The organism is Bradyrhizobium sp. NAS80.1, from assembly GCF_001908205.1.
In the GTDB taxonomy this organism is placed as follows: Bacteria; Pseudomonadota; Alphaproteobacteria; order Rhizobiales; family Xanthobacteraceae; genus Bradyrhizobium.
The window spans coordinates 14,376-30,603 of the sequence record NZ_LGHL01000021.1; the positions used below are offsets into that span (position 1 = coordinate 14,376).

Sequence of the window (16,228 nt, forward strand, 5' to 3'; positions counted from 1 at the left end):
TTTGTACCCAATGCATGCTTGCGGGCAGAAGCCGCTGAAAATGCTGATTTTCCAAGCCTCGGGGTTCAGACGCAATTAAGGAAGATTTTACCATTCGGGCAGTCAGTCCGCCGTTCGGGGATGGCCGTTGTGGGAGGCGGGGCGGCATTCGTTGCGGAAGGGGCACGCCTTGGTTTGTTGACGGGACCTAATCATTTGTACATTAGTACAAATGAGCCCGCGGCCGCAGCGCCACCCGGGCGCACCCATTGACATTGCGCCCCGCGCCCGGTTGCGCGATCCCGTGACAAGGATCGCAGCCACGCCTTGGAGGAAACCATGCAGCCCGAACCGATCCTCGATCTCGCCCATCTTGGCCACATGGAACTGCTGACCCCGAAGCCCGACGAGAGCCTGAAATTCTTTGTCGACGTCATGGGCATGACCGTGAGCGGGCAGAAGGGCGAGTCGGTCTATTTGCGCGGCTGGGACGATTACGAGCGCTATTCGCTCAAGCTCACGGCGTCGAAGACGTCAGGCATGGAGCATATGGCGCTGCGCGCGCGGAGCCAGCAGGCGCTGGAGCGCCGTGTCGCCGCGCTGAAGGGCTCCGGCTTCGACATCGGCTGGATCGACGGCGACATGGGGCAGGGACCGACCTTCCGCTGCCGCGATCCCGACGGCCACATCGTCGAGCTTTATTACGAGACCGAATGGTATCAGGCTCCGCCGGAGCTGAAGCCTGCGCTGAAGAACCAGGCGCAGCGCTTTCCCGCACGCGGCGTCAACGTTCGCCGCCTCGACCATCTCAACTGCCTCGCCGTCGACATCAAGGCCAACCGCGAGTTCTTCGAGAACTATCTCGGCTGCCGCCTCACCGAGCAGATCGTGCTCAACGACGGCCGGGAAGCGGCGATGTGGCTGACCATGTCGAACAAGAGCTACGACTTCGCCTATTCGCTCGACCATTCCGGCGTGCCCGGCCGCTTCCATCACGTTACCTACGCGCTCGACAGCCGCGAAGAGATTCTTCGCGCCGCCGACATTTTCCTGGAGAATGGCGTTCACATCGAGACCGGTCCGCACAAGCACGCGATCCAGCAGACCTTCTTCCTTTATGTCTACGAGCCCGGCGGCAACCGCGTCGAGGTCGCCAATGCCGGTGCGCGCCTCATCCTCGCGCCGGACTGGAAGCCGATCGTGTGGACCGAGGAGGAGCGCAAGAAGGGCCAGGCGTGGGGCCTGAAGACGATCGAGTCGTTCCACACCCACGGCACGCCCCCGGTGGAAGTGAAGCACGGTTGATTTAGTGCGGAGGCGATCGCACCCGCGCGATCGTCTCGCGGACGCCGGTCCATGCGGGCTTGTCGGGCGCGAATTGCTTGCGCAGGAAGGTGACGAGCTCCTCGACCTGTGCGTCGCTCATGCTCGCCTGGAAGGCGGGCATGTAGCCGAGATCGCTCGAGACGGGCTCGGCGATGCCGTGCAGGATGACCTGAACGAGATTGTCCGACGTTGCACTGTGCAGGTTGCTGTTGAGCGCGAGCGAGGGGCGGCTGCCGAACAGCGGCAGTCCGCCGACCTCGTGGCAGGCGGCGCAGGCGCCGAGATAAAGCCGCGCGCCGGTGGAAGAGGCGACGGTGACCTGCGTTGCGCTCTCGAGATTCGCGGCGAGTGCATCCGGCGCAGGTGCATCGGCTGTCGCGTCGTTGAACGAGTTGAGATAGGCGGCCATCGCGCGAATGTCTTGATCGGGCAGGGCGGCGAGATCCCTGACGATCGGCGCCATCGGGCCGGCGGCCACGCCGTGGTAGCGCGAATGGCCGGTGCGCAAATAGGCGTAGAGTTCGTTCTCACTCCACGGGATCGGCGCGTGCGAGAGCGAAGTCAGCGGCGGCGCCTCCCAGCCTTCAGCAAAGCCGCCGGCGAGATAGGCCTCGCGCTGCTCGGCGCCGAGCGCGTTGCGCGGTGAGTGGCAGGCGCTGCAATGGCCGAGACCCTCGACGAGATAGGCGCCGCGATTCCACAGCTCCGATTTTGCGGGATCAGGTTTGAACTCGCGCGTCTGATGGAACAGCGCATTCCAGCCCGCGAGCAGCGGGCGGAGATTGAATGGGAAGGCGAGCGTGTTTGCCGGCGCGGTCGCGCGGACCGCGGGCTGCGCCATCAGATAAGCGTAGAGCGCCTGCATGTCGGCATCATCAGTCTTCGAAAAATGCGTGTAGGGGAAGGCGGGATAGAGCTGCCGTCCGTCGCGATGAAGCCCGTCCCGCATCGCGCGCTCGAAGGCGGGATAGGACCAGGCACCGATGCCGGTCTCGACGTCGGGCGTGATGTTGGTGGAGTAGATCGTTCCGAACGGCGTCTCCAGTGCGCGGCCGCCGGCGTTGAGTGCGCCTCGAAGCGTGGCGTGGCACTCCGCGCAATTGCCGAGCGCGGCGAGCTGCTGGCCGCGCGCGATCGTCGCCGCGGAATAGACCGAAGCGTCGGGCCGTGCGATCGGTGCGATCGCGCGCCCCGGCAGCAGCGCCGCGCCGATGCCGATCGCGGCGGTGCAGACGGCCGCAATCGTCGCGAAGATGCCGGCGCGCTTCGCGAACGGATTTTGCCAGATGCGAGACGGCGGCGACGCTGCAGGGGCGGGCAGGGCCTGCGGCGTGGCGGATGCATCGCCGTGTAACCCGTTGAGGATACGCTCGGGCGTAAATGGCGGCTCGCGAAAGCGCACGCCGGTGGCGTCGAAGATCGCATTGGCGATCGCTGCCGCGCTCGGCACCGATGCGGACTCGCCGACGCCAAGCGGCGGCTGGTCCGGCCGCGGCAGCATCAACACGTCGATCTTGGGCACGTCGGGGAAGGGAATGATCGGATAGGCGCCCCATTCGCGCGCCGCCACCGCGCCGCGCTCGAACGAGACCTCCTCCATCAGCGCGCGGCTGGTGGACTGGATGACGTTACCCTGGATCTGGTGCCGCACGCCGTCCGGATTGATCATCAATCCGGAGTCCTGCCCCGCGACCACGCGCGTCACACTGACGTCGCCGGTCGTCTTGTTCACCGCAACGTCGGCGACCCAGGCTGACCATGCCGCGCCATAGCCCGGAAACTTGCTGTGGACATAGAGTGCGTAGGCAAAGCCGCGCCCCTGCACGACCTCACCGTCCTTGGCTTGCCGTACCGGTCGCGGCGTCCAGCCCGCGCGCTCTGCCACCGCATTGACGAGATCGACGGCGCGCTGGTCCTTCAAATAGCGCAGGCGATATTCGATCGGATCGACGCCGGCCTCGGTCGCGGCTTCGTCGATATAGGATTCATGCGCAAACGTGTTCGGCAGCGCCGAGACGCCGCGAAACCAGGACGCACGCACGATCGGCGGCATGTCGTGGGCGACGACGCGCATGTGGTCGTAATCATAGGGCGGGATTGCGGTACGGTCGCCCATCTGGAGCACGGCAGGTTCGGGCGAAATCCGCCCGGTCAGCAGAAGCGCGAGCGTCGGTGCCGCATTCGACGGATAGCGCGTGGCGAGATCGTAAGCAGCGACGCCGCCGTCCGCGTCCAATCCGCCATTGACGTCGATCAGCTGCGCGGTGCCCTTGGGCTCCCAGGCGTGCTCCTGCTCACGCGTCAACTGCACGCGCACGGGCCGGCCGACCGCGCGCGACAGCAGCAGCGCATCGGCGGTGACGTCATCGGCGCAGTTGCGGCCATAGCAGCCGGCAGCCTCGAGCCTGATGACCTCGATCTCGCTTTCCGCCCGCTCGATCAGCAGGGCCAGATCGCAGCGCAGCACATGCGGGTTCTGCGTGCCGGACCAGACGCGGATATTGCCGTCCTGAAAGTCGGCGACGGCACAGGACGGGCCGATCGCGGCGTGCATCTGATACGGCCAGACATAGGTGCGCTGCATCGGCTTGGCCGCGCCGGCAATCGCCGCACTGACGTCGCCCTTGTCGATCAACGTGCGCGGCGTCGACGGATTGGCGCGCAGCGCGGTCTCGACATCGGCGAGGTCAGTCAGTGCCGGCGTCGGCTTCCAGCGCACCGCGAGCTGCTCCGCCGCGCGGATCGCGTTCTCCTCGCGCTCGGCGACGACGCCGACGAAGTCGCCAAGGCGCACGACGGCCACGAGGCCGGGAATGTCGCGTACCGAGGCCTCGTCGACCGCAATCAGGCTGGTGCCGACGAACGGACCGGCATCGACACCGGCGTAGGGCGGACGCACCACGCGGCCGTGCAGCATGCCGGGCAGGCGAATGTCGTGCACGAAGGTCAGCTCGCCCGTGGCCTTTGCCGGCAGATCGACGCGGGGCATCGACTGGCCGACGATGGCGTAATCGCCGACAGGCTTCACGGCGACGTCGTCAACAAGCTCGAGGCGGATCGTCTCGCCGCCGATCAGCTCGCCATAGCTGACGCTGCGATTGTCGTGCCCGCGAACAAGGCCGTCTTCGATCCGCAAGTTGGCGACCGGCAGCTCCAGCCGCTCGGCTGCGCGCGCGATCAAGAAGTGCCGCGCCTGCGCGGCGGCCTTGCGCAGGGGCACTGCGGTGATCTGGATGGTTTCGCTGGCGATCGTCGCGCCCTGGTTCGGCACGATCGCGGTGTCGCCGAGCACGACGACGACGCGGGCAAAGGAGACGTCGAGCTCTTCGGCGACGATCTGGCCGAGCGCGGTGCGGATGCCGGTGCCGAGATCGACATGGCCGTTATAGGCGCTGACTGTTCCATCCCCGGTGATCCGCAGGAAGGTTTCGGATGTGCACTCGTCCACTGTGCGGACGACAACGAGTGAACCGGATTGCCGCTCGGCTCCGTTCGGATGCGGGGAGGCCATCAATCCGTGGCCTCGGTGAGCTGGCCCGATGCGCGCATCACCGCGCGCAGAATTTCGACATGCGTGCCGCAACGGCAGAGATTGTAGCGCAGCGCCGCCAGCGCCTCCTGCTCGGTCGGCTGCGGGTTGATCGCAAGCAGCGCCTTGGTGGTCATGATCATGCCGTTGAGGCAATAGCCGCATTGCGCGGCCTGCTCGTCAATGAAGGCCTGCTGCACCACATCCGGCTTGTCGCGTGTGCCGAGCCCTTCGAGCGTCACGATGTCGCGGCCGGCGCAGCCGCTGATCGGAATGACGCAGGAGCGCGCCGCCGCGCCGTCGATCAGGACAGTGCAGGTGCCGCACTCGCCGAGGCCACAACCATATTTCGGGCCGTTGAGCGCGAGGTCGTTACGCAGCACGTAGAGCAGCGGCGTTTCTCGCGCCGCAGTGACCTCGTGGATCCTGCCGTTCACGGTGAGGCGGATCGGTGTTTGCGTCATCCTCGTTCCCAAGCCCGCGGCGAAGTGCTGCTGAATCTATGGCGCGACGATACCGTTTGTACACAAACGTGCAAGCCGTGCATGCCGCACTGCAGCGCGACTGCCTTGTTTGTGGACAGAGCGGATAGGCAAATGAGGTTTTATGCGGCAGTCGCATCTTTTGCGCCGCACTGCCGCTTGACAGCTATCGGGAGCGCGCGCACCATCGTTCGTATACGAATGATAAATGCAAGTCCGCTGGCTTTGACATGGTGATGGAAATAACGAGCGCCGCGATCGACAAGATCCGCTGCGATGCCTGTCCGGTGATGTGCTACATCAAGCCGGGCGCGGCGGGCGCCTGCGACCGCTATGCCAATCATGATGGCAAGCTCGTTCGCGTTGATCCGCACGTGATCCTGGAGCGCACTGTCTCGCATGGCGGCAAGCTCGTCCCGTTCAGCCGAACCGAAGATTGGGACGGCAAGATCGTCCACGAGCCCTCGACGTTCGTGACCGCGATCGGCGCGGGCACGACCTATCCCGACTACAAGCCGGCGCCGTTCATCGTCTCCGCGGAGGTCGACGGGGTCGACATGGTGACTGTGGTCACTGAAGGCATATTCTCCTATTGCGGCATCAAGGTGAAGATCGACACCGACCGCTATCTCGGCCCCGAAACTGCGACCGTCCGCGCGCAGGGCGAGGCGGTCGGCCACGTCACGACCAGCGAATACGGCTCGCAGATGCTGTCGCTCGGCGGCGTGCATCATCTCACCGGCGGCTCCAAGAAGGAGGGCCGCGTCACCTGCGACACGCTGATGGATCTCGCCAATTGCAAGGCGGTGGAGCTCACCATCGACGGCGGCGCAAGCGTGGTGGTGCAGGCCGGCCAGCCGCCGATCGTCAACGGTGTCAGGGAAGAGCGCATGCGTGTCGGCTGCGGCTCGGCGACGATCGGGATGTTTGCGAAGCAGTGGCACGGCAAGGTCGATGAGGTCGTGGTGGTCGACGATCACATCACCGGCGTGCTGAGCGAGCACCAGGCCGGCAAGCTGCTCGATATCGCCGACACCGGCATCAAGATGAAGGGCCGGCGGTCGACGCCCGGCCGCTATTTCCAGGTCGCCGATCCCGGCACGGGGTGGGGCGGCACCAACATCTCCGATCCGCTCTCGATTCTCGGTCCCTTCGACGCCAAGGAAGCCAGGGCCGGCCTCTCGATGCTGATGGTCTCCACGACCGGCGAGCATTCATCATACTATGTGCTCGACGAGGCCTTGAAGCCGGTCGAGATCGAGATGCCTGATGACCTGAAGTTCTCGGTCGAGCGCATCCAGGAGAATTGCGAGCCGGCGCTGTGCACGGTGCTGTTCATGGCTGGTGCCGGCGGCTCGCTGCGCGCGGGCGTCACCGACAATCCGGTGCGGCTGACGCGCTCGGTGAAGGACGCGCTGACGCGCGTCACCAGCGGCGGTGCGCCTGTTTATGTCTGGCCGGGCGGCGGCATCACCTACATGGTCGATGTGACGCAGATGCCCGCCGGCGCGTTCGGCTATGTGCCGACGCCGGCGCTGGTCGCGCCGATCGAATTCACGATGAAGCTGTCCGACTATGCCGCGCTCGGCGGGCACATGGATTATGTGAAGCCGCTGTCCGAAGTGAAGGGTGGCGATGATGTGCGCCAGCTGCCCTGGCAGAATCCGATTCCGGGACCCCGGGCATGACGAGGCTCCCGCAAATCGCATTGCTGTCTGATGGCCGGCGGCTGCATTTGCAGGATGGGCCGATTGATCTGATCGTGGAGGCGAGGGGGCGCACCCACGACGTGCGTGCGGCCTATGAGGCGGCAGCGGGTCGCTTCACCGGGCTGCTCGACGAGCTCTGCGCGGAACTGTCCGAACTGCGCAAGGCGGTGGCCCCCGCCAAGTGCATGCTGAATGGCGTTGTCGCACGCCGCATGTATGCTGCGGTGGCGCCCTATGCCACCGACTGCTTCATCACGCCGATGGCTGCCGTGGCCGGCAGCGTGGCGGAGGAGATTCTCCGGGCGATGTTGGACGCTGCGACGCTTGATCAGGCCTATGTCAACAATGGCGGCGACATCGCCCTTCATCTTGGCCGGGGTGAGCATTTTTCAATAGGCCTGATGGACCGGCCCGACCGCGCCGGCGTGATGCGGACGATGAAGGTCGATGCGGATGACGCTGCGCGCGGCATCGCGACCAGCGGTCGGCATGGCCGCAGCTTTTCCCTGGGGATTGCCGACGCGGTGACGGTGCTGGCCGCAACTGCGTCGCAGGCCGATGCGGCGGCCACCATCATAGCCAATGCCGTGGATCTGCCGGGACATTCCGCGATCATACGGCGCCCTGCGAATGAGCTTCAGCCTGATAGCGATCTCGGCGCGCGCCTCGTCACCCTCGAAGTCGGTGAATTGTCGCAGAACGAGATCGCGGCAGCGCTCGAAGCTGGCGCGGATTGTGCACGGCAACTATTCGATCGAGGACTGATCGAGGGTGCCGTGTTGCAGCTTTGTGGTGATTTGCTTGTCATCGGAACAAAGGATATTGAACGGCAACGATCGCGCCCGCCAGTGCTGGAGAACGCGGTTCATGCCTGAACAGGGAAGAGCCTAAGGAAACAAATATGAGCGCGATCATCCGCAAGATCGTCACCGTCGTCGAAGAGACGCAGATGGAGATGGGCCGGCAGGTGTCGCCGCCGACCCGGCGCGCGGCCGCAATTGCCGTCATCGAAAATCCCTTTGCCGGAAAATATGTCGAAGACCTTTCGCCGCTGATCGCAATCGGTGAGGAGCTCGGCGAGCTCCTGTCGAAGCGCGCGGTCGCGGCGCTCGGCATCGATGGCGCGAAGGCCCAGAGCTACGGCAAGGCTGCGGCCGTCGGCGAGAACGGCGAGCTCGAACATGCCGCCGCCATCCTCCACCCAAAGATGGGCGCGCCGGTTCGCAAGGTGCTGAGCAAGGGCGCTGCGCTGATTCCGTCGTCGAAGAAGCGCAGCGGTCCCGGCACGACGCTCGACATTCCCCTCGGCCACAAGGACGCGGCCTTCGTGCGCAGTCATTTCGACGGCATGGAGGTGCAGATCAACGACGCACCCCGCGCCAACGAGATCATGGTCGCAGTCGCCGTCACCGATAGTGGCCGTCCGTTGCCGCGCGTCGGCGGGCTGACGGTTGCGGAGATCAAGGGCGAAGACGGCTTGAGATAGGGCATGATCTGGAGAAATGGGCACAAGTTCTCCGATCAAGATCGTGCTTGAGACGTAGAGAGTCAAAACTGGAGGTTGGGATGCGAGCAAGAAACTATTTTGTCGGCGCGGCCTTTGCGCTTCTGGCTGGCGGCATGGCCCATTCGGCCCTGGCGCAGGACATCAAGATCGGCGAGATCAACAGCTACTCGCTGCTGCCGTCCTTCACCGAGCCCTATCGCAAGGGCTGGCAGCTCGCTGTCGAAGAGATCAACGCGGCGGGCGGCATCAACGGCAAGAAGCTCGTCGTCATCTCCAAGGACGACGGCGGCAAGCCGGCGGATGCGCAGACCGCGGCCAACGAGCTCGTCTCCAGCGAGGGCGTTGCCATGCTGACGGGCACGTTCCTGTCGAACATTGGCCTCGCCGTCAGCGACTTCGCGAACCAGAAGAAGGTGTTTTTCCTCGCGGCCGAGCCGCTGACGGACGCCGTGACCTGGTCGAAGGGCAACAAGTACACCTTCCGCCTGCGGCCCTCCAACTATATGCAGGCCGCGATGCTGGTGGAAGCTGCCGCCAAGCTGCCGGCTAAACGCTGGGCGACGATCGCGCCGAACTATGAATACGGCCAGTCCGCGGTGGCGGTGTTCAAGAAGCTGATGTCGGAGAAGCGCCCCGACATCCAGTGGGTCGACGAGCAGTGGCCGCCGCAGGGCAAGATCGACGCAGGCCCGGTGGTGCAGGCGGTGGCCGCGGCCAATCCCGAAGCGATCCTCAACGTCACCTTCGGTCCGGATCTCGTCAAGCTCGTGCGCGAAGGCAACACCCGCGGCCTGTTCAAGGGGCGTGAGGTCGTGTCGTTCCTGACTGGCGAGCCCGAATATCTCGATCCGCTCAAGGACGAGACGCCCGAGGGCTGGATCGTCACCGGTTACCCCTGGTACTCGATCAAGACGCCCGAACATGAGGCGTTCCTGAAGGCCTACCAGGCCAAGTACAACGACTATCCGCGCCTCGGCTCGATCGTCGGGTACCAGACCATCAAGGCGGCAGCGGCGATCATCGCCAAGGCCGGCTCGACCGATACCGACAAGATGATCGCGGCGGCCGAAGGTCTCTCGATGCCATCGCCGTTCGGCGAGATCACCTTCCGAAAGATCGACCATCAGTCGACGCTCGGCGCCTATCTTGGCAAGACCGCGCAGAAGGACGGCAAGGGCGTGATGGTGGACTCCACCTACAAGAAGGGCTCGGACTATCTGCCAAGCGACGCGGAAGTCGAAAAGCTGCGTCCGAGGGACTGATCTGCCTTCTCCCTCGCCCCGCTTGCGGGGAGAGGGCATAGGCGGCCTCTGTCCGCCGTCCTGAAGAATGCCGATGCGCAGCATCGGCTTTGGTGAGGGGGAGTCTCCGCGAGGGAGGTGACCACCGAGTTCGCGGAGACTCCCCCTCACCCGAATTGCTTCGCAATTCGACCTCTCCCCGCAAGCGGGGCGAGGTGAACCGAGACCTGACGTGCCGCACGATCTGGCGCGCACTTCCAACCCGGACCGCCGATGGCCTTTTACGTCGTACAGTTTCTGACCGGTCTCGCCAGCGCAGCGTCGCTGTTCCTGGTCGCATCGGGCCTGTCGATCATTTTTGGCGTGACGCGGATCGTGAACTTCGCGCATGGCGCCTTCTACATGATCGGCGCTTACATCGCCTTCACGCTGACGGAGCGTTTCTCCGGCGCGTTCGGCTTCTGGGGCGGGGTCGTTATGGCCGCGCTTGCGGTGGCGCTGATCGGCGTAATCGTCGAGATGGTGCTGCTCCGGCGCATCTACCACGCGCCCGAACTGTTCCAGCTGCTCGGCACGTTCGGCCTGACCTTGATGGTCGAGGATCTCGTGGTTCTGATCTGGGGTCCCGACGATCTCGTCGGCCGCCGCGCGCCGGGCTTCAAGGGCGCGGTCGATTTCTTCGGCCAGAACATTCCGAGCTATGATTTGTTCCTGATCGTGCTCGGGCCGGTCGTGCTCGGCATTCTCTGGCTGCTGTTCCAGCGCACGCGCTGGGGCGTCCTGGTGCGCGCAGCGACGCAGGACCGCGACATGGTCGCGGCGCTCGGCGTCAATCAGAAATGGCTATTCACGTCTGTGTTCGCCGTCGGCGTCTTCCTCGCCGCACTCGGCGGCGCGCTCCAGATCCCGCGCGATGCCGTGCACCATGCCATGGACCTGCGCATCATCGTCGAAGTCTTCGTCGTGGTCGTGATCGGCGGCCTCGGCAGCATCGTCGGTGCCTTCGTCGCGGCGGTGCTGGTGTCCGAGCTGAACGCCTTCGGCATCCTGATCTTTCCGAAGATCTCCATCATCCTGGTCTTCCTGGTGATGGCGGTGGTGCTGATCGTGCGGCCCTGGGGCCTGTTCGGCAAGCCGGAGGCGGCCGCGCGCAAGACGCCCGGTCTCACCGTCAACCCCTGGCGGCCGCTGACGTCGAACGAGCGACTGGCCGCGCTCGCAGCGCTGATCGTCGCGGCGATGCTGCCGCTGTTCGCCGGCAATTACGCGCTGACCGTCGGCTCGGAGATCGCGATTTTCGTGATCTTTGCCGTCAGCCTGCACTTCCTGATGTCGGTCGGCGGACTGGCGTCCTTCGGCCACGCCGCCTATTTCGGCCTCGGTGCCTACGGTGTCGCCTTCCTCGCCAAGATGGCGGGGCTGCCGATGATCGTCTGCCTTCTGCTCGGACCACTGCTGGGCTGCATGGGCGCGGCCGTGTTCGGCTTCTTCGCCGTGCAGCTCTCGGGTGTCTATTTTGCGATGCTGACGCTCGCCTTTGCGCAAATCGTCTGGTCGATCGCGTTCCAATGGGTGAGCGTGACCGGCGGCGACAACGGCATTCTCGGCATCTGGCCGGAAAAATGGGCGGCGAGCCCGTCACATTTCTATTGGCTGGCGCTCGGCGTTACGGCTCTGGTGACGATCGCGCTGCGGGTCGCGGTGTTCTCGCCGTTCGGTTACGCGCTCCGGGCGACACGTGACTCCGTCTTGCGCAGCGAGGCGGTTGGCATCAACGCCAAGCGCATCCAGTGGACCGCCTTCGTGATCGCAGGGACGACGGCCGGTATCGGCGGTGCGCTGTTCGCCTATCTCAAGGGCAGCGTCTTCCCGGACAATCTCGGCATCTCGCTCTCGGTCGATGCGCTGGTCATGGTGCTGCTCGGCGGTGTCGAGACGGTGTCGGGCGGGGTGGTCGGCGCCATCGTCTACAAGGCGCTCAACATCTGGCTGGTCAGCCAGACCGATCTGTCGAAACTCGTGCTCGGCGGCTTCATCGTTCTGATCGTCGTCGTCCTTCCCAAGGGCATCGTCGGCATGCTGGAGATGCTGGCGCAGCGCCGCAGGAAGGCATCGCCGCCGGGATCCTCCCTGCTTGCCAAGCCGATCGAGTCCGCCGAATGAGCGTTGCAACCCCACTTCTCGCGGTCGAAGGCCTGACCAAATCCTATGGCGGCATTCATGCCGTGCGCGGCGTCTCGTTCTCGCTGCGCGCCGGAGAGATCCTGGCGCTGATCGGCCCGAATGGCGCCGGCAAGAGCACCTGCTTCGACATGCTCAACGGCCAGAACCGGCCGGACTCCGGCCACGTCCGTCTGCTCGGCGAGGCGACCACCGGCAAGAAGCCGCGTGAGATCTGGCGGCTCGGGGTCGGACGCACTTTCCAGATCACCGCGACGTTCGCCACCATGACCGTGCGCGAGAACGTGCAGGTCGCGCTGATCTCCCATGAGAAGCAGCTGTTCAGTCTCTGGGGCTCGGCTCCGAACTTCGATCGTGGCGAGGCGGGGCGGCTGCTCGAGCTCGTCGGCATGGGCGGCTACGCGGATCGCCCCTGCGGCGAGCTTGCCTATGGCGACCTGAAGCGGCTCGAGCTCGCCGTGGCGCTCGCCAACGAGCCAAAGCTGCTGCTGATGGACGAGCCGACCGCCGGCATGGCGCCGCGCGAGCGCGTCGATCTGATGCGGCTCACCGCGAGAATCGCGCGGGAGAAGTCGATCGGCGTGCTCTTCACCGAGCACGATATGGATGTCGTGTTCGAGCATGCCGACCGCATCATTGTGCTCAACCGCGGCACGCTGATCGCCGAGGGCTCGCCGGCCGAGGTGCGCGGCAATCCGCAGGTGCAGGCGGTCTATCTCGGCGAAGGCCTCGTCTACGATGCCCGCCACCGCGAGGGAGCCTCGTCATGAAGCTGACGGTCGAGGGGCTCAACAGCCATTATGGCCCCGCGCATATCCTGTTCGACATCGGTTTCGAGGTCGGCGAAGGCGAAGTGGTAGCGCTGTTGGGGCGCAACGGCGCCGGCAAATCGACGACGTTCCGCTCGATCGTCGGCCTCGTCGCGCAGCGCTCGGGCCGGATCATGTTCGAGGGCAAGGACGTCTCGCTGCGGCCGACGCACGAGATCGTGCGGGAAGGGCTCGGCTATGTGCCGGAGGAAAGGCGCATCTTCACCGACCTGACCGTTGAGGAGAATCTTGAAGTCGGCCGCCAGCCGAAGCGTCCGAACGCGCCATACTGGACGCGCGAAAAACTGTTCGCGCTGTTTCCGAACCTGGGCGAGATGAAAAACCGTCCGGGTGGGCGCATGAGCGGCGGCGAGCAGCAGATGCTGACGATCGCGCGCACGCTGATGGGCAATCCGTCACTGGTGCTGCTGGACGAGCCCTCGGAAGGGCTGTCGCCTAAGATCGTGGAACAGATGGTCGATGCCATCCTGACCATGAAGAAGGAAGGCGTCAGCATCGTCGTCTCCGAGCAGAATTTGCACTTCGCGCGGCTGATCTCCGATCGCGCCTACATCATCGAACGCGGCCGCATCTGCTTTGGCGGGACGATGGCCGAGCTCGATGCGCGCCCGGACATCCGCGACGCGCATCTGTCGTTGTGAGGGGCGGGGAGCAGATGGCGAGAACTGTCGCGGTGAAGAAGGGCGTCAAGCCGGTCAAGTCGTCCTACGTGCTCGACGAGCAGGTCGGATTCATCCTGCGCCAGGTCTGGCAGCGCCACAGTTCGATCTTCTCGCGCGATATCGGCATCAACCTGACGCCGACCCAATGGGCGGCGCTGTCAAAGCTCGCCGAGACCGGGCCGTGCTCGCAGAACCAGCTCGGACGGCTCACGGCGATGGACGTCGCTACCATCAAGGGCGTGATCGACCGGCTGACGGCGCGCGGCCTGACCGAGACGAGCCAGGACCCAGAGGACGGACGACGCCTGCTGGTGAGTCTCACGCGTGCCGGTCAGCAGCTTGCGGAAAAGCTGGCGCCGAATGCGCTCGCGATCACCCGCGAAACACTTGCGCCGCTCGACGCCAAGGAGCGCGAGATGCTGATGGCGCTGTTGAACAAGTTGCGGTGAACGTCATTCCGGGGCGCGACGAAGTCGCGAGCCCGGAATCCATAACCACGAGCGGGGGTTATGGATTCCGGGCCTGCGCCTAACGGCGCATCCCGGAATGACGACTGTGTATATGGCGTCTACTTCCCTACTACCTCCGGCACTTTCCCTGCCGGTGGCGTGTTGCGGCTGCGCTGGGTGCGCACGATGCCGTCGATGATGGTCATGCCGATGCCGGGGAGGTCGCCGAGCTGGACGCTCTCCAAAATGTTCTTGCCGGGCGAGTGCTGAGCCTGGTCCATGATGACGAAATCGGCGGAGCGGCCGACCTCGATCAGGCCGCAGTCGAGCTGCCGCATCCGCGCGGTGTTGCCGGTGGCAAGGCAGAACGCAATCTCGGCCGGTAGCTCGCCGAGCGAGGACAGCATCGAGACCATGCGCAGGATACCGAGCGGTTGCACGCCGGAGCCGGCGGGCGCGTCGGTGCCGAGGATGACGCGGTGCAAATCGCCCATCTCGCGTGCGGTGCGCAGGGTGAACAGGGCCGAGCGCTCATTGCCGTTGTGCACGAGCTCGAGGCCGCGTTTGCAGCCCTCGCAGATGCAACGGATCTGGTCGTCGGGGAGCGCGGTGTGGCCGCCATTGATGTGACCGACCACGTCGGTGTCGGCCTCGAGCACCACGTCCTTGTCGATCAGGCCGGAGCCGGGGATCGACGGGCCGCCGGTGTGAATCGTGCTCTGGATGCCATATTTGCGGGCCCAGCCGACCATCTTCCGCGCGGTCGGACCGTCCTTGACGCCGCCGAGGCCGACTTCGCCGAGCAGCTTGACGCCGTTGGCGGCCATCTCCTTGAAGTCCTCTTCGACCATCTCGCATTCGATCACCGGCGCGCCGGCGTGAACCTTCACGCCGCCCGGACGCAAGGTCCAGAACGCGCGCTGGGCGAACACCGCCATTGCCTTCAGGCCGACGACGTCGCGGGGACGGCCGGGCATGTGGACTTCGCCGGCGGAGATCATGGTGGTGACGCCGCCATGGAGGTAGCTGTCGATCCAGTTGATCTGGTTCTGCCGCGGCGTCCAGTCGCCGGCGACAGGGTGGACGTGGCTGTCGATCAGGCCCGGTGCCACCGTGGTGCCGTGAGCATCCACGATGGTGGTCGCGCCTTCCGTGTTGACGTCCTTGAAGCGGCCGATCGCGGTGATCTTGCCGTTCTCTGCGACGATGGTGTCGCCGTCCAGGATCGGCTTTTCCAGGGCGCCGGACAGGATCAGGCCGATATTGCGGATCACGAGCTTCGAAGGTCCGGTGGCCTGGGGTGCGTCATTCGCCATGGAAGGGCTCCTTATTCCTAACTGCAACGCTCGCGATCTTGGGCAGCCTTGACCGCGGGATCAAGCAGGATTATTCATTAGTATACGAATGATCGTGTACAAACGACGCATAGCTGACCGCCTCAGAACCGCTAACGACGCGACAAGGAAGGTGAGATGAGCAATTTCAATCAGGAAAGCGTTTTGAGCGTCCACCACTGGACCGACACGCTGTTCTCTTTCAAGACCACGCGCAGCCCGACCTTCCGCTTCCGCAACGGCGAATTCACCATGATCGGGCTCAAGGTCGGCGAGAAGCCCTTGCTGCGGGCCTACAGCGTCGCCAGCGCCAACTACGAGGACACGCTGGAGTTCTTCTCGATCAAGGTGCCGGACGGCCCGCTGACCTCGCGCCTGCAGCACCTGAAGGAAGGCGACGAGATCATCGTCAGCCGCAAGGCCACCGGTACGCTGGTCATCGACAACCTGGAAGAGGGGCGCAACCTCTACCTCATCGGTACCGGCACGGGCCTCGCGCCGTTCCTGAGCGTGATCAAGGACCCCGAAACCTACGAGCGCTTCGAGAAGGTCGTGCTGCTGCACGGCTGCCGTCACGTCAAGGAGCTCGCCTATGGCGAGATGATCACCGAGACGCTGCCGAAAGACGAACTGATCGGCGACTACATCCGCAATCAGCTCATCTACTATCCGACGGTGACCCGCGATCCCTTCCGCAACCGCGGCCGCATCACCGACCTCATCACCTCCGGGAAGCTGTTTGCCGATATCGGCCTGCCGGCGCTGGAAGCAGCCCACGACCGCGTCATGATCTGCGGCAGCCCGGCGCTGGTTACGGACACCCGTGTGCTCCTGACCGAGCGCGGCTTCGTCGAGGGCAGCCATGGTGAGCCGGCCCAGTTCGTGGTCGAAAAGGCCTTTGCCGAGCGCTAAGTCAGGAACTTTCGCGCAATAAGGCCGCATTTTTGCCGCCGCGCGGGCGTTGCGACGCCGATTCGGTGCTTGATACTATATGGGAAC

At 65.0% G+C, this 16,228-nt stretch carries 13 protein-coding genes; 10 read left to right on the forward strand and 3 right to left on the reverse strand.

Going from position 1 to position 16,228, the window contains the following annotated elements; translation table 11 throughout:
- The first annotated feature begins 318 nt into the window (after positions 1-318).
- Entirely contained in the window at positions 319-1,284 is a 966-nt protein-coding gene (locus AC629_RS05780; protein WP_084803840.1) for a catechol 2,3-dioxygenase, read from the forward strand.
- 1 nt (position 1,285) lies between these two features.
- Here AC629_RS05780 and AC629_RS05785 read toward each other — a convergent pair whose 3' ends face one another.
- Both AC629_RS05785 and AC629_RS05790 read right to left on the reverse strand, forming a co-directional pair.
- Complete coding sequence (locus AC629_RS05785; RefSeq protein WP_084803792.1) at positions 1,286-4,816, reverse strand: molybdopterin cofactor-binding domain-containing protein; 3,531 nt, start codon at positions 4,814-4,816, stop codon at positions 1,286-1,288.
- Positions 4,816-5,298: a (2Fe-2S)-binding protein gene (locus AC629_RS05790; RefSeq protein WP_084803793.1), complete on the reverse strand. Its 483-nt coding sequence runs from the start codon at positions 5,296-5,298 to the stop codon at positions 4,816-4,818. Before AC629_RS05790 ends, AC629_RS05785 begins: the two co-directional genes overlap by 1 nt.
- Before the next feature lie 248 nt (positions 5,299-5,546).
- Here AC629_RS05790 and AC629_RS05795 point away from each other — a divergent pair, with 248 nt between their 5' ends.
- From AC629_RS05795 to AC629_RS05830, 8 genes are all read left to right on the forward strand, one after another.
- A complete protein-coding gene (locus tag AC629_RS05795; protein ID WP_084803794.1) occupies positions 5,547-7,004 on the forward strand; it encodes a 6-hydroxynicotinate reductase in 1,458 nt (485 codons plus the stop codon).
- Complete coding sequence (locus AC629_RS05800; RefSeq protein WP_084803795.1) at positions 7,001-7,900, forward strand: UPF0280 family protein; 900 nt, start codon at positions 7,001-7,003, stop codon at positions 7,898-7,900. The genes AC629_RS05795 and AC629_RS05800 overlap by 4 nt, the downstream gene beginning before the upstream one ends.
- Positions 7,901-7,926: 26 nt before the next feature.
- On the forward strand, positions 7,927-8,511 hold the full coding sequence (locus AC629_RS05805) for an amino acid synthesis family protein (RefSeq protein WP_084803796.1): 585 nt from the start codon (positions 7,927-7,929) through the stop codon (positions 8,509-8,511).
- An 80-nt stretch (positions 8,512-8,591) separates the two neighbouring features.
- Entirely contained in the window at positions 8,592-9,794 is a 1,203-nt protein-coding gene (locus AC629_RS05810; protein WP_084803797.1) for an ABC transporter substrate-binding protein, read from the forward strand.
- A 252-nt stretch (positions 9,795-10,046) separates the two neighbouring features.
- Positions 10,047-11,936 (forward strand): ABC transporter permease, encoded by a 1,890-nt coding sequence (locus AC629_RS05815; protein ID WP_084803798.1) that lies wholly within the window; start codon positions 10,047-10,049, stop codon positions 11,934-11,936.
- Positions 11,933-12,724, forward strand: a complete 792-nt coding sequence (locus AC629_RS05820; RefSeq protein ID WP_084803799.1) for an ABC transporter ATP-binding protein — start codon at positions 11,933-11,935, stop codon at positions 12,722-12,724. The genes AC629_RS05815 and AC629_RS05820 overlap by 4 nt, the downstream gene beginning before the upstream one ends.
- A complete protein-coding gene (locus AC629_RS05825; RefSeq protein ID WP_084803800.1) occupies positions 12,721-13,425 on the forward strand; it encodes an ABC transporter ATP-binding protein in 705 nt (234 codons plus the stop codon). Before AC629_RS05820 ends, AC629_RS05825 begins: the two co-directional genes overlap by 4 nt.
- Positions 13,426-13,439: 14 nt before the next feature.
- Positions 13,440-13,895: a MarR family winged helix-turn-helix transcriptional regulator gene (locus tag AC629_RS05830; RefSeq protein ID WP_074119246.1), complete on the forward strand. Its 456-nt coding sequence runs from the start codon at positions 13,440-13,442 to the stop codon at positions 13,893-13,895.
- 119 nt (positions 13,896-14,014) lie between these two features.
- Here AC629_RS05830 and AC629_RS05835 read toward each other — a convergent pair whose 3' ends face one another.
- Positions 14,015-15,211 (reverse strand): amidohydrolase family protein, encoded by a 1,197-nt coding sequence (locus AC629_RS05835; protein ID WP_084803801.1) that lies wholly within the window; start codon positions 15,209-15,211, stop codon positions 14,015-14,017.
- 156 nt (positions 15,212-15,367) lie between these two features.
- Between AC629_RS05835 and AC629_RS05840 the strand changes: the two genes are divergently transcribed.
- Complete coding sequence (locus AC629_RS05840) at positions 15,368-16,141, forward strand: ferredoxin--NADP reductase (protein ID WP_084803802.1); 774 nt, start codon at positions 15,368-15,370, stop codon at positions 16,139-16,141.
- Positions 16,142-16,228 lie beyond the last annotated feature (87 nt).

What these genes read in the sequence shown, in the direction of transcription:
- AC629_RS05780 (WP_084803840.1), top strand. Translation starts at nt 319, where the DNA reads ATGCAGCCCGAACCGATCCTCGATCTCGCCCATCTTGGCCACATGGAA.
- AC629_RS05800 (WP_084803795.1), top strand. Translation starts at nt 7,001, where the DNA reads ATGACGAGGCTCCCGCAAATCGCATTGCTGTCTGATGGCCGGCGGCTG.
- AC629_RS05815 (WP_084803798.1), top strand. Translation starts at nt 10,047, where the DNA reads ATGGCCTTTTACGTCGTACAGTTTCTGACCGGTCTCGCCAGCGCAGCG.
- AC629_RS05810 (WP_084803797.1), top strand. Translation starts at nt 8,592, where the DNA reads ATGCGAGCAAGAAACTATTTTGTCGGCGCGGCCTTTGCGCTTCTGGCT.
- AC629_RS05840 (WP_084803802.1), top strand. Translation starts at nt 15,368, where the DNA reads ATGAGCAATTTCAATCAGGAAAGCGTTTTGAGCGTCCACCACTGGACC.
- AC629_RS05820 (WP_084803799.1), top strand. Translation starts at nt 11,933, where the DNA reads ATGAGCGTTGCAACCCCACTTCTCGCGGTCGAAGGCCTGACCAAATCC.
- AC629_RS05805 (WP_084803796.1), top strand. Translation starts at nt 7,927, where the DNA reads ATGAGCGCGATCATCCGCAAGATCGTCACCGTCGTCGAAGAGACGCAG.
- AC629_RS05830 (WP_074119246.1), top strand. Translation starts at nt 13,440, where the DNA reads ATGGCGAGAACTGTCGCGGTGAAGAAGGGCGTCAAGCCGGTCAAGTCG.
- AC629_RS05790 (WP_084803793.1), bottom strand. Translation starts at nt 5,298, where the DNA reads ATGACGCAAACACCGATCCGCCTCACCGTGAACGGCAGGATCCACGAG.
- AC629_RS05835 (WP_084803801.1), bottom strand. Translation starts at nt 15,211, where the DNA reads ATGGCGAATGACGCACCCCAGGCCACCGGACCTTCGAAGCTCGTGATC.
- AC629_RS05785 (WP_084803792.1), bottom strand. Translation starts at nt 4,816, where the DNA reads ATGGCCTCCCCGCATCCGAACGGAGCCGAGCGGCAATCCGGTTCACTC.
- AC629_RS05795 (WP_084803794.1), top strand. Translation starts at nt 5,547, where the DNA reads ATGGTGATGGAAATAACGAGCGCCGCGATCGACAAGATCCGCTGCGAT.
- AC629_RS05825 (WP_084803800.1), top strand. Translation starts at nt 12,721, where the DNA reads ATGAAGCTGACGGTCGAGGGGCTCAACAGCCATTATGGCCCCGCGCAT.